Here is a 22,175-nt window from a genome sequence, read left to right as displayed (position 1 = left end):
GCACGCACTGTAAATGCAAAGTCACTGGGGAATTATGCACGGTTCTGAAACGATGCCTGTCGGACGCGTCCGTGATGGCGCTTTGGATTTGCTCAAGTGGCTGGCGCTGCTGAGCATGGTGCTGGACCACCTGCGTTATGTCGGTCTGAGCCTCGATGGCCTGTATGTGCCGGGGCGCCTGGCGTTTCCGTGGTTTTGCCTGGCGATTGCGGCGAACCTGCACCGGGCCCGCAACGCACCGGTGACCGGCCAGTGGCGCTACCTGGGCTGGCTGCTGCTGTTCAGCGTGATCAGCGAAGTGCCGTATCGGCTGTTTATCGAGGATGCCGATACGTTGAACGTGCTGCCCACCCTGGCGTTGGGGCTGCTGGTTGCCCGAGGATGGCAGCAGAAGGCGTTTTTTGATCGAGGATTGGCGTTGATCGCCGTCACGATAGCGGCGGTATTTTCGTCGCACTTAATGTTCGGTTTCTTTGGTGTGTTGCTGCCACTGGCGATGTTGCTGGTGTTTCGCCGGCCTTGGTATTTCAGTGTGTTGCCAGGATGTGTCTGCGTGGCCGCTAACCAATGGCAGATCCTGCTCAATAGCGGTACGCCGGTGGCGCTGTTGGGGTTGGCGACCTGCCTGATTGCGCCATTGGCGGGCCTGGTCTTATTGCGACATGCCCATCGCACCTCACCGCCAGCAATGCGCCGCTGGGCCTACGCCCTTTATCCGCTGCACTTCCTCCTGCTGCTGCTTCTGCGCCACATCATCGCCTGACCCACCACTGTCGGGAGCAAGCCCCCTCCCACATTTGTTTCGTGTTGTTCCGGCAATGTCGTAAACGCACCTTTGCGTGGCGTGCGCAGGCATTTGACCTGTCTGCGCCAGCCCTACCATCGCATCAAAGGGCCCTGCACGGGCCTCAACAATACGAAAGGCTGGGAGAGACGCGATGTTCAGCAAACAAGACCAGATCCAAGGGTATGACGACGCACTGCTGGCGGCCATGAATGCCGAGGAGCAGCGTCAGGAAGATCATATCGAGCTGATCGCGTCGGAGAACTACACCAGCAAGCGTGTGATGGAAGCCCAGGGCAGCGGCCTCACCAACAAATACGCCGAAGGCTACCCGGGCAAGCGCTACTACGGTGGCTGCGAGCACGTGGACAAGGTCGAAGCCCTGGCCATCGAACGCGCCAAGCAGCTGTTCGGCGCCGATTACGCCAACGTACAGCCACACTCCGGTTCGTCCGCCAACAGCGCCGTGTACCTGGCGCTGATCAATGCGGGCGACACCATCCTGGGCATGAGCCTGGCCCACGGCGGTCACTTGACCCACGGCGCCAAGGTGTCGTCCTCGGGCAAGCTGTACAACGCGGTGCAATACGGCATCAACACCGACACCGGCCTGATCGACTACGACGAAGTCGAGCGCCTGGCGGTGGAGCACAAGCCGAAAATGGTCGTGGCCGGTTTCTCCGCCTACTCCAAGACCCTGGATTTCCCACGCTTTCGCGCCATCGCTGACAAAGTAGGCGCGCTGCTGTTCGTCGACATGGCCCACGTCGCCGGCCTGGTCGCCGCCGGTCTGTACCCGAACCCGCTGCCGTACGCCGATGTGGTCACCACCACCACCCACAAGACCCTGCGCGGTCCCCGTGGCGGTCTGATCCTGGCCAAGGCCAACGAAGAAATTGAAAAGAAACTCAACGCCGCCGTCTTCCCCGGCGCCCAGGGCGGCCCGCTGATGCATGTGATCGCCGGCAAGGCGGTGTGCTTCAAGGAAGCGCTGGAGCCTGGCTTTAAGGCGTACCAGCAGCAAGTGATCGATAACGCCCAGGCCATGGCCAGCGTGTTTATCAAACGCGGCTACGATGTAGTGTCCGGCGGCACCGATAACCACCTGTTTCTGGTCAGCCTGATCCGTCAGGGCCTCACCGGCAAAGAGGCGGATGCCGCCCTCGGTCGCGCCCACATCACCGTCAACAAGAACGCCGTGCCGAACGACCCGCAGTCGCCGTTCGTGACCTCGGGCCTGCGCATCGGCACCCCGGCGGTGACCACGCGTGGATTCAAGGTGCCGCAGTGCATCGAGCTGGCCGGTTGGATCTGCGACATCCTCGACAACCTCGGCGACGCCGACGTCGAGGCCAACGTGGCCAAGCACGTGTCTGCCCTGTGCGCTGATTTCCCGGTTTATCGCTGAGCGCGGTTTTGGAGTAATGACTATGCAACGCTACTCGGGCTTCGGCCTCTTCAAGCACTCCCTCAGCCACCACGAAAACTGGCAGAAGATGTGGCGCACGCCGACCCCCAAGAAGGTCTACGACGTGGTCATCGTCGGCGGCGGCGGGCATGGTCTGGCGACCGCCTACTACCTGGCGAAAGAGCACGGCATCACCAACGTGGCCGTGGTCGAGAAAGGCTGGCTGGGCGGCGGTAACACCGCGCGCAACACCACTATCGTGCGTTCCAACTACCTGTGGGACGAGTCGGCGCACCTGTACGAACACGCGATGAAACTATGGGAAGGCCTGTCCCAGGACCTGAACTACAACGTGATGTTCTCCCAGCGTGGCGTCTACAACCTGTGCCACACCCTGCAGGACATCCGTGATTCCGAGCGTCGTGTCAGCGCCAACCGCCTGAATGGCGTGGATGGCGAGCTGCTGAATGCCAAGCAAGTAGCCGACGAGATTCCGTACCTGGATTGCTCGAAAAACACCCGCTACCCGGTACTCGGTGCCACCGTGCAACGTCGCGGCGGCGTGGCCCGTCACGATGCCGTGGCCTGGGGCTTCGCCCGCGCCGCCGACGCACTCGGCGTGGACCTGATCCAGCAGACCGAAGTGATCGGCTTCCGCAAGGAAAACGGCGTGTGCATCGGTGTGGAAACCAACAAGGGCTTTATCGGCGCCAAGCGCGTCGGTGTTGTGACCGCCGGTAACTCCGGGCACATGGCTTCGCTGGCGGGCTTCCGCCTGCCGATCGAATCCCACCCGCTGCAAGCGTTGGTGTCGGAGCCGATCAAGCCGATTATCGACAGCGTGATCATGTCCAACGCCGTGCACGGTTACATCAGCCAGTCCGACAAGGGCGACCTGGTGATCGGCGCCGGTATCGACGGCTACAACGGCTACGGCCAGCGCGGCTCGTACCCGGTGATCGAACACACTATCCAGGCCATCGTCGAGATGTTCCCGGTGCTGTCGCGGGTGCGCATGAACCGCCAGTGGGGCGGCATCGTCGACACCACGCCGGATGCGTGCCCGATCATCTCCAAGACCCCGGTGCCGAACATGTTCTTCAACTGCGGTTGGGGCACCGGTGGCTTCAAGGCCACGCCGGGCTCAGGCAACGTATTTGCCGCCAGCCTCGCGAAGGGTGAAATGCACCCATTGGCGGCGCCTTTTTCCATCGACCGTTTCCACAACGGTGCGTTGATCGACGAACACGGCGCTGCGGCCGTCGCCCACTAACAGGAGAAATTCCCTATGTTGCATATCTTCTGTCCTCACTGTGGCGAACTGCGCTCCGAAGAGGAATTCCACGCGTCCGGCCAAGCGCACATCCCGCGCCCGCTGGACCCGAATGCCTGCACCGATGAAGAGTGGGGCGACTACATGTTCTTCCGCGACAACCCCCGTGGCCTGCACCACGAACTGTGGATTCACGCTGCCGGTTGCCGCCAGTACTTCAACGCGACCCGCGACACCGTGACCTACGAAATTCTTGAAACCTACAAGATCGGTGAGAAGCCTCAGTTCACCGCCAAGGCCTCTGGAGAGAAGGTATGAGCCAGATCAATCGCCTGTCCAACGGTGGCCGGATCGACCGTAACAAAGTCCTGACCTTCAGCTTCAACGGCCAGAGCTACAAAGGCTTCGAGGGCGACACCCTGGCCGCTGCTTTGCTGGCCAACGGCGTCGACATTATCGGCCGCAGCTTCAAGTACTCGCGCCCACGGGGCATCTTTGCCGCCGGTGCCGAAGAGCCGAACGCCGTGCTGCAGATCGGCGCTACCGAAGCCACGCAAATTCCTAACGTGCGCGCCACGCAACAGGCGCTGTACCAGGGCCTGGTCGCCACCAGCACCAACGGCTGGCCGAGCGTCAACAACGACATGATGGGCATCCTCGGCAAGGTCGGCGGCAAGCTGATGCCGCCGGGGTTCTACTACAAAACCTTCATGTACCCGCAATCGTTCTGGATGACCTACGAGAAGTACATCCGCAAGGCCGCCGGCCTGGGTCGCTCGCCGACCGAGAACGACCCGGACACCTACGACAACTTCAACCGTCACTGCGACGTGCTGGTGGTCGGCGCCGGCCCTGCCGGCCTGGCTGCCGCGTTGGCCGCCGCCCGCAGCGGCGCGCGCGTGATCATCGCCGATGAGCAGGAAGAGTTCGGTGGTTCGCTGCTCGATTCCCGCGAAAGCCTCGACGGCAAGCCGGCCACCGAATGGGTTGCCAGCGTTATCGCCGAATTGAAAGCCCTGCCGGACGTGGTGCTGCTGCCCCGCGCCACGGTCAACGGCTACCACGACCATAACTTCCTGACCATCCACGAGCGCCTCACCGATCACCTCGGTGACCGTGCGCCGATTGGCGTGGTGCGCCAGCGTATTCATCGTGTACGTGCCAAGCGTGTGGTCCTGGCCACCGGTGCGTGCGAGCGTCCGCTGGTGTACGGCAACAACGACGTGCCGGGCAACATGCTGGCCGGTGCGGTCTCCACTTACGTGCGCCGCTACGGCGTGGCACCGGGCAAGAAACTGGTGCTGTCGACCAACAACGACCACGCCTACCGCGTTGCATTGGACTGGCTGGACGCGGGCCTGCAAGTGGTGGCAGTGGCCGATGTGCGCCACAACCCACGCGGTGCACTGGTTGAAGAAGCCCGCGCCAAAGGTATTCGTATCCTCACCGGCAGCGCCGTGATCGAGGCCCGTGGCACCAAGCGCGTGACCGCTGCGCGTATCGCCGCGATTGACGTCAAGGCGCATAAAGTCACCAGCCCCGGCGAATGGCTGGACTGCGACCTGGTGGCCAGCTCCGGCGGCTACAGCCCGGTGGTCCACCTGGCCTCGCACCTGGGCGGCAAGCCGACCTGGCGCGAAGACATCCTCGGCTTTGTACCGGGTGAAGCCCCGCAGAAACGCGTGTGCGTCGGTGGTATCAACGGTGTCTACGGCCTTGGCGATTCCCTGGCCGATGGTTTTGAAGGCGGCGTGCGCGCCGCCAGCGACGCCGGTTTTGCCCCGGTGGAAGGTACGCTGCCAAAAGCCTTGAGCCGTCTGGAAGAGCCGACCCTGGCGCTGTTCCAGGTGCCTCACGAGAAAGCGACCGCACGGGCGCCGAAGCAATTTGTCGACCTGCAAAACGACGTCACCGCCGCTGCCATCGAACTGGCCACCCGCGAGGGTTTCGAGTCGGTGGAACACGTCAAGCGCTACACCGCGCTGGGCTTCGGCACCGACCAGGGCAAACTCGGTAACGTCAACGGCCTGGCGATTGCCGCGCGCTCGCTGAACGTGACCATCCCGCAGATGGGCACCACCATGTTCCGCCCCAACTACACGCCGGTGACCTTCGGCGCGGTAGCGGGCCGGCACTGTGGGCACATCTTCGAGCCGGTGCGCTACACCGCCCTGCAAGCCTGGCACGTGAAAAACGGCGCCGAGTTCGAAGACGTCGGCCAATGGAAACGCCCGTGGTACTTCCCGCGCAACGGTGAAGACCTGCACGCCGCGGTGAAACGCGAATGCCTGGCCGTGCGCGACAGCGTCGGCCTGCTGGATGCGTCCACCCTCGGCAAGATCGATATCCAGGGCCCGGATGCCCGTGAGTTCCTCAACCGCATCTACACCAACGCCTGGACCAAGCTCGACGTGGGCAAGGCGCGCTACGGCCTGATGTGCAAGGAAGACGGCATGGTCTTCGACGACGGCGTTACCGCCTGCCTCGCCGACAACCACTTCCTGATGACCACCACCACCGGCGGCGCCGCCCGTGTGCTGCAGTGGCTGGAAATCTACCAACAGACCGAATGGCCGGACCTCAAGGTGTACTTCACCTCGGTCACCGACCATTGGGCGACCATGACCCTGTCCGGCCCCAACAGCCGCAAGCTGCTGGCGGAAGTCACCGACATCGACCTGGACAAGGACGGCTTCCCGTTCATGACCTGGAAGGAAGGTTTGGTGGGCGGTGTTCCGGCGCGGGTGTTTCGTATCTCGTTTACCGGTGAGCTGTCGTACGAAGTCAACGTGCAGGCCGACTACGCCATGGGCGTGCTGGAACAGATCGTCGCAGCCGGCAAGAAGTACAACCTGACCCCGTACGGCACTGAGACCATGCACGTACTGCGGGCCGAGAAGGGCTTCATCATCGTCGGCCAGGACACTGACGGCTCGATGACCCCGGACGACCTGAACATGGGCTGGTGTGTCGGTCGCACCAAGCCGTTCTCGTGGATCGGCTGGCGCGGCATGAACCGGGAAGACTGTGTACGTGAAGAGCGCAAGCAACTGGTGGGCTTGAAGCCGATCGACCCGAACGTGTGGCTGCCGGAAGGCGCGCAACTGGTGTTCGATCCGAAGCAGACGATCCCGATGAAGATGGTGGGGCATGTCACCTCCAGCTACGCGCATAACTCCCTGGGTTATTCGTTTGCCATGGGCGTGGTCAAGGGCGGCTTGAAGCGCATCGGTGAGCGGGTGTTCTCGCCTCAGGCGGATGGCAGCGTGATCGAGGCGGAGATTGTGTCTTCGGTGTTCTTTGATCCTAAGGGTGATCGGCAGAACATCTGATAGACCCAGTCGCCTGCATCGGGGGCTAGCCCCCGATGAGGCCAGAACAGTCACCCCAGAATTCAAGACAGGTGCTTTATGACAGCAGCCAATGTTTACCAACAACGCCCCACCTCCGGTGCCAAGGCCGAGTCGTCGCTGCACCATGCCGACCTCGCCAGCCTGGTCGGCAAGGGCCGCAAGAACGCCGGCGTGACCGTGCGCGAAAAGAAATTGCTTGGTCATCTCACGATCCGTGGCGACGGCCATGACGCGGCCTTCGCCGCCGGTGTGCACAAGGCCCTGGGCATCGAACTGCCCGGCGCCCTGCAGGTCATCGTCAAAGGCGAAACCAGCCTGCAATGGCTCGGCCCGGATGAGTGGTTGCTGATCGTGCCAGGCGGTGAGGAATTCGCCGCCGAACAAAACCTGCGCGCCGCCCTGGGTGACCTGCATATCCAGGTCGTCAACGTCAGCGGCGGCCAGCAGATCCTCGAACTCAGCGGCCCGAATGTGCGTGATGTGCTGATGAAGTCCACCAGCTACGACGTGCACCCCAACAACTTCCCGGTGGGCAAGGCGGTGGGCACGGTGTTCGCCAAGTCGCAGCTGGTGATCCGCCATACCGCTGAAGACACCTGGGAGCTGGTGATTCGTCGCAGCTTCTCGGATTACTGGTGGTTGTGGTTGCAGGATGCCTCGGCCGAATTTGGCCTGAGCGTTCAAGCCTGATATGACCCTGTAGGCGCGAGCTGGCTCGCGAAAAACGTCAACGATAACGCGCGCATCCTGAATGAGCGCGGCGCCCTTGGATTTTTCGCGAGCAAGCTCGCTCCTACAGTAAGCAGCGCTGTATGAGGAGTTAACTGTAATGAGCCGCGCACCCGATACATGGATTTTGACCGCCGACTGCCCCAGCGTGCTCGGCACGGTGGACGCGGTCACCCGCTATCTGTTCGAGCAGGGCTGTTACGTCACCGAGCACCATTCGTTCGATGACCGCCTCTCGGGCCGGTTTTTTATTCGCGTGGAATTCCGTCAGCCGGATGGCTTCGATGAGCAGGCGTTCCGCGATGGCCTGGCCTCGCGGGGTGAAGCCTTTGGCATGATCTTCGAGCTGACGGCGCCGAACTACCGGCCAAAAGTGGTGATCATGGTCTCCAAGGCCGATCACTGCCTCAACGACCTGCTGTACCGCCAGCGTATCGGGCAACTGTCGATGGACGTGGTCGCGGTGGTGTCCAACCATCCCGATCTCAAACCTTTGGCCGACTGGCATCAAATTCCCTACTACCATTTCCCCCTCGACCCTAACGACAAACCGTCCCAGGAGCGTCAGGTGTGGCAAGTGGTGGAAGAGACCGGCGCCGAACTGGTGATCCTTGCGCGCTACATGCAAGTGCTGTCGCCGGAGCTGTGCCGCAAGCTGGACGGCAAGGCCATCAATATCCACCACTCGTTGCTGCCGGGGTTCAAGGGCGCCAAGCCGTATCACCAGGCGTACAACAAGGGGGTGAAGTTGGTCGGCGCCACGGCGCATTACATCAACAACGACCTGGATGAAGGTCCGATCATCGCCCAGGGTGTGGAGGTGGTGGATCACAGTCACTATCCCGAGGATTTGATTGCCAAGGGGCGGGACATCGAAGGGCTGACACTGGCCCGGGCGGTGGGGTATCACATTGAGCGGCGGGTGTTCTTGAATGCCAATAGGACTGTGGTGCTCTGACTGCCGCCATCGGGAGCAAGCCCCCTCCCACATTTTGACTGTGTGAACCCAATCAAGTGTGGGAGGGGCGGTGCGACGATTCGACTTGCCCCCGATGAGGCCCTCACAAACAACACAAGAAACAGCATCTGTACCCGAGCACTCAACGCGCTGCCCACCCAAAAGGGCAACGCAGTTCCATAAAAACAACAGCGAGGTGAAAGCATGTCTGGTAATCGTGGTGTCGTGTATCTCGGCAACGGTAAAGTCGAAGTACAGAAAATCGACTATCCCAAAATGCAGGACCCCCGTGGCAGGAAGATTGAGCACGGCGTCATCCTGCGCGTGGTCTCCACCAACATCTGCGGCTCCGATCAACACATGGTGCGCGGCCGTACCACCGCCCAGACCGGCCTGGTGCTCGGTCACGAGATCACCGGTGAAGTGATCGAGAAGGGCAGCGACGTCGAAAACCTGAAGATCGGCGACCTGGTTTCCGTACCCTTCAACGTCGCCTGCGGGCGCTGCCGCTCGTGCAAAGAGCAACACACCGGCGTGTGCCTGACCGTCAACCCGGCGCGTGCCGGTGGTGCCTACGGCTACGTCGACATGGGCGATTGGACCGGCGGCCAGGCCGAGTACGTGCTGGTGCCGTACGCCGACTTCAACCTGCTGAAACTGCCGGACCGTGACAAGGCCATGGAGAAAATCCGTGACCTGACCTGCCTCTCCGACATTCTCCCCACCGGCTACCACGGCGCCGTCACTGCCGGCGTTGGCCCTGGCAGCACCGTGTACATCGCCGGTGCCGGTCCGGTCGGCCTGGCGGCTGCCGCGTCTGCACGCCTGCTGGGTGCCGCGGTGGTGATCATCGGCGACGTCAACTCCATCCGCCTGGCCCACGCCAAGGCCCAGGGTTTTGAAATCGTCGACCTGTCCACCGATACGCCGTTGCATGAACAGATCGCCGCGCTGCTCGGCGAGCCGGAAGTGGACTGCGCCGTCGACTGCGTGGGCTTTGAAGCACGCGGTCATGGCCACGACGGCGTCAAGGCCGAAGCCCCGGCCACAGTGCTCAACTCACTGATGGGCGTGGTGCGCGTGGCGGGCAAGATCGGTATCCCTGGCCTGTACGTCACCGAAGATCCGGGTGCCGTGGATGCCGCCGCGAAAATGGGCAGCCTGAGCATCCGCTTCGGCCTGGGCTGGGCCAAATCCCACAGCTTCCACACTGGGCAAACGCCGGTGATGAAGTACAACCGCCAACTGATGCAGGCGATCATGTGGGACCGTATCAACATTGCCGAGATCGTCGGTGTGCAGGTGATCAGCCTGGATGACGCACCACGTGGGTATGGCGAGTTCGATGCGGGCGTGCCGAAGAAGTTTGTGATTGATCCGCATAAGTTGTTCAGCGCGGCATAAATCCCGGTTACACGAAACCCAAATGTGGGAAGGGGCTTGCTCCCTCCCACATTTGGGTTTTCGTGTTTGGGATATCTACGATTGGCCAACGCACTTGGTATGCGGTCGGGCCCGTTGGCCGCTTACTCACTGATCCTCCTTTGCTTTCCGAGCTCACTATCAGTTCCCCGGGGTTGCTGATCGATTGCTGCTGACGCGGATTCAGGCCGGCTTATTCCGATGGGGTTGCAGAGGTGCCTGGAACAACCGACGGGATACCCAGTCCAACGCCTGCGTTCACCCCTACATCCAGAGGTTGCTCCAATGAAGATTTCACGCGGTTTCGCCCTTTCCTGCCTGATGAGCCTGGCCGCCACTCCGGTGTTTGCCGCAGGGTTCAGCCTTGGCGATGCGGCCAATGCCATTTCCGGCATGCAAGGGGGCAACAACAAGGCCGCAGCTGCAGCACCGTCGTCCGAAACCGCTGGCCTGCTCAGCGCCCTGACCTCACAACTGAACATCACCCCCGAGCAGGCTGTTGGCGGTACCGGTGCCATGCTGGGCCTGGCCAAGAACAAACTGAGTGGCAACGACTATTCGCAACTGGGCAACAGCGTGTCCGGCCTCGACCAACTCTCGGGTAACAATGCATTGGGCAGCCTCGGGGCCTTGAGCGGGATGCTCGGCCAGGCCGGCGGCAGCAAGACCAGCGGCCTGGACGGCTTGCTGGGGAACGTGAAGAACACCAATGACCTGAACACCGCGTTCAGCGCGCTGGGGATGGACAGTGGCATGGTCGGCCAGTTTGCCCCGGTGATCCTGCAATACCTGGGCGGGCAGGGTGCCAACAGCTCGCTGCTGGGTAAGTTGGCCCAGGCCTGGGGCACCGGTAGCTAAATACGCTCCGCGCGCAGTTGTTCGATGCGCGCATCCTTCTGCGTCCAGAGCTGGTTGACCCAGTTCTGGACGGTCTGGCGAAACGCCGGATCATTCTCGTAATCCCCCTGCCACAACGCCGGGTCCAGCTCACGGGTCTGGATGTCGATGATCACCTTGGGCACCGCACCGCTGATCAACTCCCAGAACCCCGGAATCTTTTGCTGCGGATAGACCACGGTCACATCGAGCACTGCGTCCAGCTGTTCGCCCATTGCCGCCAGCACAAACGCCACGCCGCCCGCCTTGGGCTTGAGCAGACGTGTGAACGGCGAAGCCTGCTGCTTGCGCTTGGCCTCGCTGAACCGCGTGCCTTCGAGGTAATTGACCACGGTCACCGGCTGGCGCTTGAACAGCTCGCACGCCTCCTTGGTGATCTTCAAGTCCTGCCCTGCCAGCTCCGGGTGTTTGGCCAGGAACGCCTTGGTGTAGCGCTTCATGAACGGGTAATCCAGTGCCCACCAGGCCAGGCCCAGGAAGGGCACCCAGATCAGTTCTTTTTTCAGGAAGAATTTGAAGAACGGTGTGCGGCGGTTGAGGGCCTGGATCAGCGCCGGGATGTCCACCCAGGATTGATGGTTGCTGATCACCAGGTAGCTGGTGTCGCCGCGCAGCTCGTCGCCGCCGCGAATGTCCCATTGGGTGGGGATGCACAAGGCGAAAATAAGCTTGTCGATCTCGGCCCAGGTCTCGGCGATCCACATCACCGCCCATGAGGCGTAGTCCCGATAACGACCGGGCGCCACCAGTTTGAGCAGGGCAAACACCAGCAGCGGCCCGATCAGGACCAGGGTGTTGAGCAACAGCAGCAGTGAAACCAAACAGCCGGTGAGCAGGCGGCGCATAAGTAACTCTTGGAATCGTGTGGGCGGGCCATCATAAGCAAGCTGAGTCTAGAGGCCAAATCGCAAATGGCCGTACGAATGTTTCACAATGTGCCGGTTATGGTGGGCGTGACTAACTAAGTGCCGTCTTTGCGGTCTAGAATCCGCCTACTTCTTTCCGAGGAAATCACTTCGTGAAACTGCTTCTTGCCTCCCTCGCGTTGGTTGCCCTGCCTGTCATGGCCGCCGAGCCGACCCTTTACGGTCGCTACGAATACATCCAGTTGCCGGAGATCGGCGAAACCTTCAAGGCCAAGATGGACACCGGCGCGCTGACCGCCTCGCTGTCGGCCCGTGACATCGAGACCTTCACCCGTGACGGTGACGACTGGGTGCGCTTCCGCCTCGGCGGCAAGGACGCTACCAACAAGGTCTACGAACACAAGGTCTCGCGCATCAGCAAGATCAAGAGCCGCGCCGATGAAGACGACGACAAGGACGAAGCCACCGTGGCCAAGCGCCCGGTGATCGACCTGGAAATGTGCCTGGGCAACGTCAAGCGTACCGTCGAGGTCAACCTCACCGACCGCAGCAGCTTCAATTACCCGTTGCTGATCGGCGCCAAGGCCTTGCGTGAATTTGGCGCAGCAGTAAACCCGGCCCGTCGCTACACTGCCGACAAACCGGACTGCTGATTTGAACCCATGCCCCACATCCTGATTGTCGAAGACGAAGCGGCGATAGCCGACACGCTGATATTCGCCCTGCAAGGCGAGGGCTTTACCACCACCTGGCTGAGCCTCGGCCAGGAGGCATTGGCCCATCAGCGCCAGACCCCCGCCGACCTGATCATCCTCGACATCGGCCTGCCGGACATCAGCGGTTTTGAAACCTGCAAGCAATTGCGCCGTTTCAGCGAAGTGCCGGTGATGTTCCTCAGCGCGCGGGATGGTGAGATCGACCGCGTGGTCGGGCTGGAGATCGGCGCCGACGATTACGTGGTCAAGCCGTTCAGCCCACGGGAAGTGGCGGCGCGGGTACGGGCGATCCTCAAGCGCGTCGGCCCCGGTGTGGCGCCGGCGCTGTTCCAGGTCGATCTGGAGCGCATGCAGATCAGCTATCGCGGCCAACCCCTGAGCCTGACCCGGCATGAATTCCGCCTGCTGCAAAGCCTGCTGGAGCAACCCGAGCGGGTGTTCAGCCGCGAGCAGTTGCTGGACGCGGTGGGCGTGGCGGCCGACGCCGGTTACGAGCGCAATATCGACAGCCACATCAAGAGCCTGCGCAGCAAGTTACGCAGCGTGGCCGCCGATGCCGAGCCGATCCAGACCCATCGCGGCCTCGGCTACAGCTACAGCCCGAGCAACAGCTGATGCGCCTGGGGCTGCGGATTTTCCTGGTGTATGCGCTGTTTATCGGCCTCACCGGTTACTTCGTGCTCAGTACGGTGATGAAGGAAATCCGCCCCGGCGTGCGCCAGTCCACCGAAGAAACCCTGGTGGACACCGCCAACCTGCTGGCCGAAATCCTGCGCGAAGACGTGAAGAACGGCACCCTCGGCCAGAGCCACTGGCCCGAATTGCTCAAGGCCTACGGCAACCGCCAGCCGGGCGCGACCATCTGGGGCCTGGCGAAAAACCAGGTCAACCACCGTATCTACGTGACCGACGCCAAGGGCACCGTATTGCTCGACTCCACGGGCGAAGCGGTGGGGCAGGACTACTCGAAGTGGAACGACGTCTACCTGACCCTGCGCGGCGAATACGGCGCGCGCTCCACCCGCAGCGCAGCGGATGACCCCACCTCATCGGTGATGCACGTCGGCGCGCCGATCCGCGATAACGGGCAGATCATCGGCGTGGTCACCGTGGCCAAGCCCAACAGCTCATTGCAGCCGTATGTCGACCGCACTGAGCGCCGCCTGCTGTGGTACGGCGCGGGCCTGGTCATCCTCGGCCTGTTGCTCGGTGCGTTGCTGTCGTGGTGGCTGAGCGTTGCACTGCGTCGCCTGACCGCCTACGCCGAAGCCGTCAGTGAAGGTCGAAGGGCGGAGCTGCCGCATTATCGCGGCGGCGAGCTGAAGCAGCTGTCTACCGCCGTCGAGCACATGCGTACGCAACTGGAGGGCAAGGCCTACGTCGAGCATTACGTGCACACCCTGACCCATGAATTGAAAAGCCCGCTGGCCGCGATTCGCGGTGCGGCAGAGTTGCTGCAGGGCGATATGAGCCGCGAACAGCAGCAGCGCTTCGTCGGCAATATCGACAGCGAAAGCGCGCGCCTGCAGCAGTTGATCGAACGCCTGCTGAACCTGGCGCAGGTAGAGCAACGCCAGGGTTTGGAGGAGCAGGCGAGTATCCCGCTGGCGGCCTTGGTCGACGATGTACTCAACGCCCAGTGTGCGCGAATCGAAAGCGCCGGGCTGCACGTCGAGCAAGGGATTGCGGCGGATGTGAAGGTGTTTGGCGAGCCCTTCCTGTTGCGCCAGGCACTGGGCAACTTGCTGGACAACGCGCTGGACTTCACACCGCCCGGTGGCGTGTTGAGATTCAGCGCACAGACACTGCACAACGACGTGCAGGTGAGCCTGTTCAATCAGGCCGCACCGATCCCCGACTATGCCTTGCCGCGTCTCAGCGAGCGCTTCTATTCCCTGCCGCGTCCCGGCAGCGGGCGCAAGAGCACCGGCCTGGGCCTCAACTTTGTCGAGGAAGTCATGAAGCTGCACGGCGGCGCCTTGCAGATCGGCAATGTGCCGGGCGGCGTGCACGTGGTGCTGCATCTCCACACAGTCTCCACATTGCCCACATAAATCCCCCACACAGGCTGCCCAGACTCTCCTCATCAAAACAGGGAGAGACCCATGAACCGCAGCCTGCTTTTCAAACTTGGCGCGATTGCGCTGCTGATCCTGCTGTTGCTGATTCCATTGCTGATGATCAACGGCATCATCAGTGACCGCCAGCAACTGCGCGACGGCGTCCTGATGGACATCGCGCGCAGTTCCAGCTACGCCCAGCGCCTCACCGGGCCGGTGATGGTGGTGCCGTATCGCAAGACCGTGCGCGAGTGGAAGCTCAATGAAAAACTCAACAAGCGCTACGAGGTCACCCGTGAAGAGCGGGGTCGCCTGTATTTCCTGCCGGACCGTTTTGAGCTGGACGGCAAGGTGCAGACCGAACTGCGCGCACGGGGGATTTACCAGGCGCGGCTGTTCCATGCCGACAACCGTATCAGTGGGCGTTTCGAGCTGCCTGCGCAGTTGGGCATCACCGAAAACTTTGCCGATTACCGCTTTGAACCGGCGTTTCTGGCGGTGGGGATCAGCGATATTCGCGGCATCGAAAATGCGTTGAAGCTGGAGCTGGGCAGCCAGCGCCTGGAGTTCGAACCGGGCTCCCAAGTGGACTGGCTGGGGGAGGGCGTGCATGTGGCATTGCCGGAGCAGGACAGCAGGAAACCGGCTGTAGTGGACTTCGCCTTCGACCTGCGCCTGCAAGGCACCGAGCAACTGCAGGTGGTGCCGGTGGGCAAGACCAGTCAGGTGTCCCTGGCCTCCAACTGGCCGCATCCGAGTTTTATCGGCAACTTCCTGCCGGCCCAGCGCGAAGTGACTGACAACGGCTTCACGGCCAACTGGCAGACCTCATTCTTTTCCACCAACCTCGAACAGGCCCTGCAAACCTGCCTGGACGGCCAGGGCTGCAACGACTTCAACAACCGCAGCTTCGGCGTGAACTTCATCGATCCGGTGGACCAGTACCTCAAGAGCGACCGCGCGATCAAATACGCGCTGTTGTTTATCGCCCTGACTTTTGCCGGTTTCTTCCTCTTCGAAGTGCTCAAGAGCCTGGCGGTGCACCCCGTCCAGTACGCATTGGTGGGTGTTGCCTTGGCGTTCTTCTACCTGCTGTTGTTGTCGTTGTCCGAGCACCTGGGTTTTGCCTTGGCTTACCTGATTTCGGCGAGTGCCTGTGTGCTGTTGATCGGGTTCTACGTGTGCCACGTGCTGCGCAGCGTTGCCCATGGCCTGGGGTTTTCGGCGGGGCTGGCGGCGCTGTATGGCTTGCTGTACGGGCTGTTGAGTGCCGAGGACTACGCACTGCTGATGGGCTCGCTGCTGCTGTTCGGGCTGCTGGGGACGGTGATGGTGCTGACGCGTAAGCTGGATTGGTACGGCGTGGGCAAGCGCAAGGCGGCCGAGCCCCTGCAGTTCGACCTGGAGGCGGTGCAATGATCGGGTTGCGGGAGGATCAGCAAGTGGGGGCGCAGTTAGCCGCAAGGATCGCCACATTCCTCAATACCATCACCGTCCAATGTGGGAGTGGGCTCGCCCGCGATAGCGGTGGTTCAGAAACAGCTGTGCTGAATGACATACCGCGATGGCGGGCAAGCCCGCTCCCACATTGGGTCGGTGTGAACGTCACACGGGCTGCTGGGTCTCCAGCATCGAAGGCCGCTGGCTGACCTCGGCGTACCAGGCGGCCAGCTTGGGATTGTCCGAGCGCCAATGCATGTCCGGATGGCGGAAGTCGAGGTAACCCAGGGCGCAGGCTACGCTGATCGAGGCGATATCGAAGTGGCTGGTCAGCTCGGCGATGGCGTCCTGTTCCAGCTCGGCGAGGGCGCGGTGGATCTTGTTGCGCTGTTCGTCGAGCCACGGCGCCCAGTGTTTTTCCACCGGGCGCAGGGCGGTCTCGTAGCGCACCAGCACGGCGGCATCCATGATGCCGTCGGCCATCGAAGCCAGGGTCAGGCGCCGCCAGCGGGCCGAGCCATCGCGGGGGATCAGCGGGTTGCCGACGTGCTGGTGGTCGAAGTAATCGAGGATCACCCGGCTGTCGTGCAGCACGCTGCCGTCGGCCAGGCGCAGGGCCGGGATCTTGCCCACGGGGTTGCCTTGCACCAGCTGCGCATCCGGGTTGACCGGGGTCGGCATGCAACCGTGCAGGGCGACGCGGTCCTGCTGGCCGGTCTCGGCCAGCAGCACGCGGACTTTACGCACGAACGGTGACGCGGGGTTGTGGAACAAGGTCATGCTAGGCACAGACATGGGCTTTCCTCTGTAGGAGCGAGCTTGCTCGCGAAGAACGTTAACGATAACGCAGCGCGTCTGCTTTGACGCGGTGTTCTCTGGTTTTTCGCCGGCAAGCCGGCTCCTACAGGAGGGCCCATACGCCGATCAGCGCGGGGATGCCCAACCCCACCCAACTCAACGAATCCCACAGCCCATCCCCCAGCAACGCCGCAAACAACCCGGCGGCGCTGAGCAGGCCAATCCCCAGGGGAATGCCAAATACCTTCCAGAAACTCGATTGCCTTGGCTTCATGCCTTGCCCGCCTTGCGCCGCACGATCCATAAGTAAATCCCACTCACCAGCACGATGATGGTGAGCACATCCAGCGCTGCCCAGAGGATCTTCATCGGCATGCCGCCGTAGTCGCCGAAGTGCAGTGGCTGCGACATGCCCATGGCGTCCATGTACCACGGCCGTTCGGCGATGGCGGTGACGGCCAGGGTGCTGGCGTCGATCAGGACCGGCGTGAGCAGGTGCGAGGTCAGGTGCGTACTGCCCTTCATGAACACCGCGTAATGGTGCTCGCTGGAAAAGCGTGTGCCGGGGAAGGCGATAAAGTCCGGCTGCATGCCGGGCGCGGCCTTGGCGGCGATGCTCAGCAGCTCGCTCGCGGGGGCGCGTTGGGTCAGGGGCGGGGCGTTTTTGTAGGGTTCGATCATCGCGCTGAGGCTGTCGGTGCGCCAGGCGGCGATGATCAAATCGGCACAGGCGCTGATCACGCCGGTCACGCCCACCACCAGCGCCCAGGTCAGGGTGACCACGCCGATCAGGTTATGCAGGTCGAGCCAGCGCAGGCGCCTGGACTTGTCCTTGCGCACGGTGGCGAACTTCAAGCGGCGCATGAACGGCAGGTACAGCACCGTGCCCGAGACAATCGCGAGCACAAACAGAATGCCCATGAACGCCAGCAGCAGCTTGCCCGGCAGGCCGGCGAACATATCCACATGCAGGCGCAGCAGGAACAGGGTGAACCCGCCATTGGCCGACGGCATCTCGACCGCCTCACCGGTGCGCGCGTCGAGCATGAAAGTGTGGGACGAGTTGGGCTCGGCCCCCGCTGTGGCGGCCATGATCGCGATCACACCGTTCTTGTCGTCTTCATCCCACGCCAGGTATTGCATGGCCTCGCCCGGGCGATGGGCCTGGGCCTTGCTCACCAGTTGCTCGAGGTTGAGCTGTGGCGTATCGGCAGGCATCTGCGCCAGCTCGGGCTCGTTGCCCAACAGGTGGTCGATCTCGTGGTGAAACACCAGCGGCAGGCCGGTGAGGGCGAGCAGCAGCAGGAACACCGTGCAGATCAGGCTGGTCCAGGTGTGGATGAAGGACCAGCGGCGGATGGTTTTGCTTTTCATCACGGCTCCAAAGGCAAAAGGGCCGCAGTTCAGGCGGCCCTTCATCAGCGGTTTATCACCGTCTTAGAATTTGTAGTTCACGCTGGCGACCACGTTACGTTGGTCGCCGTAGTAGCAGTAGAAACCATCACAGGTGGACAGGTAGTCCTTGTTGAAGATGTTCTTGGCATCAACGGCCACGGTCACACCCTTCATGGTGCTGTTCAAGCGGCCGAGATCGTAATGCACCGAGGCGTCATAAACGGTGTAGGAGCCTACATGGCCCAAGTCGGTGTTGGCAGCGTTGCCGTAGGTGTCGCCGACGTAACGTACGCCCGCACCCACACCAAAACCGTCGAGTGGCCCGCTGCGCCATGTGTAGTCAGCCCAGCCTGTGGCCTGGTTGCGAGGTAATTGGTTGAGGCGGTTGCCTTTTTCAGCGGCTACGCCTTGAGTGATTTCGCTGTCGTTATAGGTGTAGGAACCCACCAGCTTAAGGCTTTCGGTGACGTCGGCACTGGCTTCCAATTCCAGGCCGCGCACCTGCACTTCACCCACCTGGCGAGTGATGCTGCCCTCGGTGACTGAGGTGTTTTGCTGGGTCAGGTCGAACACGGCAGCGGTAAACAGTGCCTTGGTGCCTGGAGGCTGGTACTTGATACCGGCTTCGTACTGTTTACCTTCGGTGGGTTTGAATGCCCCGGTGCTGCCCACTTGGGTGCCTGAGCCGGCCTGGAATGATTCGGCGTAGGACAGGTACGGGGTGATGCCGTTGTCGAAGACGTAGCTCAGTGCTGCGTTGCCGCTGAAGTGCTTGTCACGCTGAGTGTTGGTTGCGTCATTCAGGTTGTGGAAAGTGGTGCCGGTATGCACCCAGTCTTCACGGCCGCCGAGGGTCAGGCGCCAGTTGTCGAGTGCCATCTGGTCCTGGACGTACAGGCCGGTCTGCTGGGTCTTCTGGGTGTAGTCGTACATGGTGAAGTACTGGACCTTGGAGAAGTCCTGCCCGTACACCGGACGGTTGAAATTGATCGTCGGCACTCCTGCAGAGCCCCACAGCCAGCGGGCATCGCTGGTGGAGCGCTGATGGTCGAGGCCCAGCAACAGCGTGTGGTTGACCACACCGGTTTGGAAGTCGGCCTGGAAGTTGTTGTCGACGGCGAACTGACCGATATTTTCATCGACCTTGCCGGCGGAGCGACTCACGTTGCCGTCGGCGTCGACCGCCACTTCAGGACCATTCGGAAAGAATGCGCCACCGGCAGTGATGCCCTGGAACGACAGATCGTTCTTGGTATAGCGCAGGTTCTGATGGAACTGCCAGGTATCGTTCAGGCGCGTTTCGAAGGCGTAGCCGAGGGCGTAGTAGGTGCGGTCGTAGAATTCCCAGTCCGGATCACCCAGGTTCTTGTGATGGGAAATCTTGCCGGCCGGTGAACTCAGTTTGGTGCCTTGCAATGGCAGGAACTGCCCGGTGATACCGGTATCGTCACGGGTGAACTGGGTGAGCAACGTCAGCTTGGTGTCGTCGTTGATATTCCAGGTCAGGCTCGGGGCGATGTTGTAGCGTTTGTCCGGGATGTGATCCACGGCAGTGTTGCTGTCGCGCACCACGCCGCTGACGCGATAGAGGAACTGACCCTCGTCGTCGATCTTGCCGGTGCTGTCGAAGTTGATCTGTTTGTGGTTGTTGCTGCCGGCCTGCACTTCGATTTCATTCGAGCTTTCGGCCTGGGGGCGGCGGCTGACCATGTCCAGCAGACCGCCGGGTGGGGTTTGGCCGTAAACCGAGGATGCAGGTCCGCGCAGGACGGCAATGCGTTCCAGGTTCCACGTGTCGATCTTCGGTGTGGCGTAGTTGCCTTTGGGTAACGGCAGGCCGTCAAGGAATTGGGTCGGGACAAAACTGCGTACCAGCAGCCAGTCACTGCGCGAGTCGGAGCCGTAGCCGCTGCTTTGCACACCTGCGGTGTAGCGCAATGCGTCGTTGAGGTTGAGAACCGAGCGGTCTTCCATCTGCTGGCGAGTGATTACTGTGACTGAGCGCGGCAGCTCGGCAATCGGTGTATCGGTTTTGGTGCCGGCTGCGGTGCGTGTTGCGACATAACCGTCCACCGGACCCCATGCGCTTTCATAGCCGCCTTGCCCTGTGATATTGGTCACTGGCAGCGCCATCACCCCCTCCGGAACCGCCACCAGCGTATACGTCCCGGCGCTGCTCTGCTCCAGCTGCAAGCCGGTGCCACGCAAGGCTTCACGCAGTGCGCCCGGTGCATCGAACTGGCCCTGGACCGGGGCCGAGGTCTTGCCCGAGGCCAACGCTGGGTTGAGGGTCAGTGCCAGGCCGGCCTGGCTGGCGATCTGGTTCAGGGTGCTGGCCAATGAAGCGGCCGGCAGGTTGTAGGCGCGCACGCTGGAGGCTTGTTCGGCGGCAATCAGCGCAGTGCTGGCCAGCGGGGCGCTGAGGGCAATGGCCACGGCTAACAGGCTGGGGCGCAACAAGGTGTCTAGCGTGCGGGACATAGGGCGGCTCCTGAATGGAAGTAATTCGCAATTGCCTATGTGCCGAGCGAGATTTAAAAAGTGATAGGGCCGGTGGAAAATATTTTTTATTTGGCCTCAGGTGTCTTGGCGACCACTGTCACCCACCACGGCGTGTGCTGTTCGATCTGCACCGGCAGGGTGGGCAGCAGCGCGTTGAGCGCCAGGGTGGTGTCGTGCAGCGGGAAGCTGCCGGTGATGCGCAGGTCCGCCACGGTTTTATCCACACCCAGATGGCCGGTGCGGTAGCGACTGAGTTCCTGCACCACATCGCCCAGGCGGGCGTTGTCGACCACCAGCATGCCGCGGGTCCAGGCATCGCTGGCGGGGGTGACGGCCAGTGCAGGGCCGAGGCCGTCACTGCGCATCAGCACCTGCTGGCCTGCCTTGAACACCTGTTCGTGCTGCAGCGCCTCAGGCTGGGCGCCCACCGCTGATTGCAGCACGCTCAGGCGCGTAGCGTCGTCTTCGCGTTTGACGATAAACCGCGTGCCCAGCGCGCGCAGGCTGCCGTCGCGGGTTTGCACATAAAACGGGCGCGCATCGTTGTGGCCGGTTTCGACGAGGATTTCGCCTTCCTGCAGCACGATCAGTCGGCGCTTCTCATCGAAGCGCACGTCGATGGCGCTGTGGGTGTTGAGGTTGATCAACGTACCGTCCGCCAGTTTCAGCGTGCGCTGCTCCCCGGTGGCGGTGCGCTGGTCGGCCAGCCAATAATGGATCGGCACGTAGCGCTCGCCGGCAAACAATGCCAGGCCGCACACCAGGGCAATGCTCGCCAGGCCGCTGCCGAGCTTGCGCACGCGCTGGCGAATGCCCTCGCGCGACTGTAACAACGCCGCCCGCGCCGGGCCCGACGCCACGCTGAAACGCTGGTCGAGCATGCCCAGTTGGCGCCAGGCACGGGCGTGCTCCTCATCGCTGGCCAGCCATTTGCTGAATTCTTCGCGCTCCACCGCGCTGTCATCACCTGAATCGAGGGACAACTGCCAGGCAATCGCCGCATCCAGGACACGGGCCGACACGGGCTTGGAACTGATCACGTTCACAGCGGCTCGCCATACAGGGCGATGTAGCACTGGCGAATGCCCTGGGCCAGGTACTGACGCACACGCGGCACCGACACCCCGAGGCGCTGGGCGATTTCGGCATGGCCCAGGCCGTCGAGGCGGTTATAGAGGAAGGCGGCGCGGGCCTTGCTCGACAGTTTGCCGAGCAGGCGGTCGATGGCCTTGAGGTCTTCGAGGATCAGTTGCTGTTCTTCCGGCGACGGGTGTTCGCTTTCCGGGATCAGCATCAGTTCGCTGAGGTAGGCCTGTTCGAGGGCCGCGCGGCGGAAGTAGTCGAACAGCAAGCCCTTGGCGATGGCCACCAGAAACGCCCGTGGTTCGCGGGGCTCGCGCAACTCGTCACGGCCGAGCAGGCGCATGAAGGTGTCCTGGCTCAGGTCTTCGGCACGGCTCGGGCAGGCCACATTGCGCCGCAGCCAGGCCAACAGCCAGCCACGATGGTCGCGATACAACGCACCAACAAGCTCACTGTGTGGGTTCTGGACCGACGACAAGGCATCACCGAAT

At 62.3% G+C, this 22,175-nt stretch carries 20 protein-coding genes; 13 read left to right on the top strand and 7 right to left on the bottom strand.

What is annotated here, in order from left to right; all coding sequences use genetic code 11:
- The first annotated feature begins 34 nt into the window (after positions 1 to 34).
- The 9 genes from J3D60_RS18880 (at position 35) to J3D60_RS18840 (ending at position 10,785) form a co-directional block, all read left to right on the top strand.
- On the top strand, positions 35 to 763 hold the full coding sequence (locus J3D60_RS18880; RefSeq protein WP_253492375.1) for a TraX family protein: 729 nt from the start codon (positions 35 to 37) through the stop codon (positions 761 to 763).
- A 175-nt stretch (positions 764 to 938) separates the two neighbouring features.
- Positions 939 to 2,192, top strand: coding sequence for a serine hydroxymethyltransferase (glyA, locus tag J3D60_RS18875; RefSeq protein ID WP_027605980.1), 1,254 nt, complete (start codon positions 939 to 941; stop codon positions 2,190 to 2,192).
- Positions 2,193 to 2,214: 22 nt separating this feature from the next.
- Positions 2,215 to 3,465 carry a sarcosine oxidase subunit beta gene (locus tag J3D60_RS18870; protein ID WP_010207084.1) on the top strand — a complete coding sequence of 417 codons (1,251 nt, stop codon included), beginning with the start codon at positions 2,215 to 2,217 and terminating at the stop codon, positions 3,463 to 3,465.
- Between the two features lie 15 nt (positions 3,466 to 3,480).
- On the top strand, positions 3,481 to 3,783 hold the full coding sequence (locus J3D60_RS18865; RefSeq protein WP_027605979.1) for a sarcosine oxidase subunit delta: 303 nt from the start codon (positions 3,481 to 3,483) through the stop codon (positions 3,781 to 3,783).
- On the top strand, positions 3,780 to 6,797 hold the full coding sequence (locus J3D60_RS18860; RefSeq protein ID WP_027605978.1) for a sarcosine oxidase subunit alpha: 3,018 nt from the start codon (positions 3,780 to 3,782) through the stop codon (positions 6,795 to 6,797). The genes J3D60_RS18865 and J3D60_RS18860 overlap by 4 nt, the downstream gene beginning before the upstream one ends.
- Positions 6,798 to 6,875: 78 nt before the next feature.
- A complete protein-coding gene (locus J3D60_RS18855) occupies positions 6,876 to 7,508 on the top strand; it encodes a sarcosine oxidase subunit gamma (RefSeq protein ID WP_027605977.1) in 633 nt (210 codons plus the stop codon).
- Between the two features lie 139 nt (positions 7,509 to 7,647).
- A complete protein-coding gene (gene purU / locus J3D60_RS18850) occupies positions 7,648 to 8,505 on the top strand; it encodes a formyltetrahydrofolate deformylase (RefSeq protein WP_065925438.1) in 858 nt (285 codons plus the stop codon).
- 204 nt (positions 8,506 to 8,709) lie between these two features.
- Positions 8,710 to 9,909 (top strand): formaldehyde dehydrogenase, glutathione-independent, encoded by a 1,200-nt coding sequence (fdhA, locus tag J3D60_RS18845; RefSeq protein WP_005792122.1) that lies wholly within the window; start codon positions 8,710 to 8,712, stop codon positions 9,907 to 9,909.
- Between the two features lie 303 nt (positions 9,910 to 10,212).
- Positions 10,213 to 10,785, top strand: coding sequence for a DUF2780 domain-containing protein (locus tag J3D60_RS18840; RefSeq protein WP_253492372.1), 573 nt, complete (start codon positions 10,213 to 10,215; stop codon positions 10,783 to 10,785).
- On the opposite strand, the gene J3D60_RS18835 is transcribed toward J3D60_RS18840, so the two are convergent.
- Positions 10,782 to 11,669, bottom strand: coding sequence for an acyltransferase (locus J3D60_RS18835; RefSeq protein WP_115485645.1), 888 nt, complete (start codon positions 11,667 to 11,669; stop codon positions 10,782 to 10,784). The genes J3D60_RS18840 and J3D60_RS18835 overlap by 4 nt on opposite strands.
- Before the next feature lie 173 nt (positions 11,670 to 11,842).
- Here J3D60_RS18835 and J3D60_RS18830 point away from each other — a divergent pair, with 173 nt between their 5' ends.
- From J3D60_RS18830 to creD, 4 genes are read left to right on the top strand one after another with little or no spacing between them, the layout of a single operon-like run.
- Positions 11,843 to 12,343: an ATP-dependent zinc protease gene (locus J3D60_RS18830; RefSeq protein WP_027605972.1), complete on the top strand. Its 501-nt coding sequence runs from the start codon at positions 11,843 to 11,845 to the stop codon at positions 12,341 to 12,343.
- A 9-nt stretch (positions 12,344 to 12,352) separates the two neighbouring features.
- A complete protein-coding gene (gene creB / locus J3D60_RS18825; RefSeq protein WP_027605971.1) occupies positions 12,353 to 13,021 on the top strand; it encodes a two-component system response regulator CreB in 669 nt (222 codons plus the stop codon).
- Positions 13,021 to 14,460: a two-component system sensor histidine kinase CreC gene (gene creC / locus J3D60_RS18820; RefSeq protein WP_253492369.1), complete on the top strand. Its 1,440-nt coding sequence runs from the start codon at positions 13,021 to 13,023 to the stop codon at positions 14,458 to 14,460. Before creB ends, creC begins: the two co-directional genes overlap by 1 nt.
- A 51-nt stretch (positions 14,461 to 14,511) precedes the next feature.
- Positions 14,512 to 15,885, top strand: coding sequence for a cell envelope integrity protein CreD (creD, locus tag J3D60_RS18815; RefSeq protein ID WP_253492365.1), 1,374 nt, complete (start codon positions 14,512 to 14,514; stop codon positions 15,883 to 15,885).
- Between the two features lie 186 nt (positions 15,886 to 16,071).
- Here the strand turns inward: creD and J3D60_RS18810 are convergent, their stop codons facing one another.
- From J3D60_RS18810 to J3D60_RS18785, 6 genes are all read right to left on the bottom strand, one after another.
- Positions 16,072 to 16,701, bottom strand: a complete 630-nt coding sequence (locus J3D60_RS18810) for a glutathione S-transferase (RefSeq protein ID WP_253492361.1) — start codon at positions 16,699 to 16,701, stop codon at positions 16,072 to 16,074.
- 106 nt (positions 16,702 to 16,807) lie between these two features.
- Positions 16,808 to 16,978, bottom strand: a complete 171-nt coding sequence (locus J3D60_RS18805) for a DUF4175 domain-containing protein (RefSeq protein WP_253492358.1) — start codon at positions 16,976 to 16,978, stop codon at positions 16,808 to 16,810.
- A complete protein-coding gene (locus J3D60_RS18800) occupies positions 16,975 to 18,078 on the bottom strand; it encodes a PepSY domain-containing protein (protein ID WP_253492354.1) in 1,104 nt (367 codons plus the stop codon). The genes J3D60_RS18805 and J3D60_RS18800 overlap by 4 nt, the downstream gene beginning before the upstream one ends.
- Before the next feature lie 63 nt (positions 18,079 to 18,141).
- The gene (locus J3D60_RS18795; protein WP_253492352.1) at positions 18,142 to 20,580 is read right to left on the bottom strand and encodes a TonB-dependent siderophore receptor; all 2,439 of its coding nucleotides are present in this window, start codon (positions 20,578 to 20,580) and stop codon (positions 18,142 to 18,144) included.
- 86 nt (positions 20,581 to 20,666) lie between these two features.
- Positions 20,667 to 21,647: a FecR family protein gene (locus J3D60_RS18790; protein WP_253492349.1), complete on the bottom strand. Its 981-nt coding sequence runs from the start codon at positions 21,645 to 21,647 to the stop codon at positions 20,667 to 20,669.
- Entirely contained in the window at positions 21,644 to 22,162 is a 519-nt protein-coding gene (locus J3D60_RS18785) for an RNA polymerase sigma factor (RefSeq protein WP_027605963.1), read from the bottom strand. Before J3D60_RS18785 ends, J3D60_RS18790 begins: the two co-directional genes overlap by 4 nt.
- Between the last annotated feature and the right edge of the window lie 13 nt (positions 22,163 to 22,175).

The organism is Pseudomonas sp. S3E17, assembly GCF_024168685.1.
Classification (GTDB): Bacteria; Pseudomonadota; Gammaproteobacteria; order Pseudomonadales; family Pseudomonadaceae; genus Aquipseudomonas; species Aquipseudomonas marginalis.
Note: the sequence above shows the minus strand (reverse complement) of the source record. Positions and strands in the feature narration are given on the sequence as shown.

Excerpts from the sequence above, each read along its gene's own strand:
- J3D60_RS18880 (WP_253492375.1), top strand. The coding sequence starts at position 35 with ATGCACGGTTCTGAAACGATGCCTGTCGGACGCGTCCGTGATGGCGCT.
- J3D60_RS18855 (WP_027605977.1), top strand. The coding sequence starts at position 6,876 with ATGACAGCAGCCAATGTTTACCAACAACGCCCCACCTCCGGTGCCAAG.
- creD (WP_253492365.1), top strand. The coding sequence starts at position 14,512 with ATGAACCGCAGCCTGCTTTTCAAACTTGGCGCGATTGCGCTGCTGATC.
- J3D60_RS18860 (WP_027605978.1), top strand. The coding sequence starts at position 3,780 with ATGAGCCAGATCAATCGCCTGTCCAACGGTGGCCGGATCGACCGTAAC.
- J3D60_RS18865 (WP_027605979.1), top strand. The coding sequence starts at position 3,481 with ATGTTGCATATCTTCTGTCCTCACTGTGGCGAACTGCGCTCCGAAGAG.
- fdhA (WP_005792122.1), top strand. The coding sequence starts at position 8,710 with ATGTCTGGTAATCGTGGTGTCGTGTATCTCGGCAACGGTAAAGTCGAA.
- J3D60_RS18835 (WP_115485645.1), bottom strand. The coding sequence starts at position 11,669 with ATGCGCCGCCTGCTCACCGGCTGTTTGGTTTCACTGCTGCTGTTGCTC.
- J3D60_RS18840 (WP_253492372.1), top strand. The coding sequence starts at position 10,213 with ATGAAGATTTCACGCGGTTTCGCCCTTTCCTGCCTGATGAGCCTGGCC.
- purU (WP_065925438.1), top strand. The coding sequence starts at position 7,648 with ATGAGCCGCGCACCCGATACATGGATTTTGACCGCCGACTGCCCCAGC.
- creB (WP_027605971.1), top strand. The coding sequence starts at position 12,353 with ATGCCCCACATCCTGATTGTCGAAGACGAAGCGGCGATAGCCGACACG.
- J3D60_RS18795 (WP_253492352.1), bottom strand. The coding sequence starts at position 20,580 with ATGTCCCGCACGCTAGACACCTTGTTGCGCCCCAGCCTGTTAGCCGTG.
- creC (WP_253492369.1), top strand. The coding sequence starts at position 13,021 with ATGCGCCTGGGGCTGCGGATTTTCCTGGTGTATGCGCTGTTTATCGGC.
- glyA (WP_027605980.1), top strand. The coding sequence starts at position 939 with ATGTTCAGCAAACAAGACCAGATCCAAGGGTATGACGACGCACTGCTG.
- J3D60_RS18800 (WP_253492354.1), bottom strand. The coding sequence starts at position 18,078 with ATGAAAAGCAAAACCATCCGCCGCTGGTCCTTCATCCACACCTGGACC.
- J3D60_RS18805 (WP_253492358.1), bottom strand. The coding sequence starts at position 16,978 with ATGAAGCCAAGGCAATCGAGTTTCTGGAAGGTATTTGGCATTCCCCTG.
- J3D60_RS18810 (WP_253492361.1), bottom strand. The coding sequence starts at position 16,701 with ATGTCTGTGCCTAGCATGACCTTGTTCCACAACCCCGCGTCACCGTTC.
- J3D60_RS18870 (WP_010207084.1), top strand. The coding sequence starts at position 2,215 with ATGCAACGCTACTCGGGCTTCGGCCTCTTCAAGCACTCCCTCAGCCAC.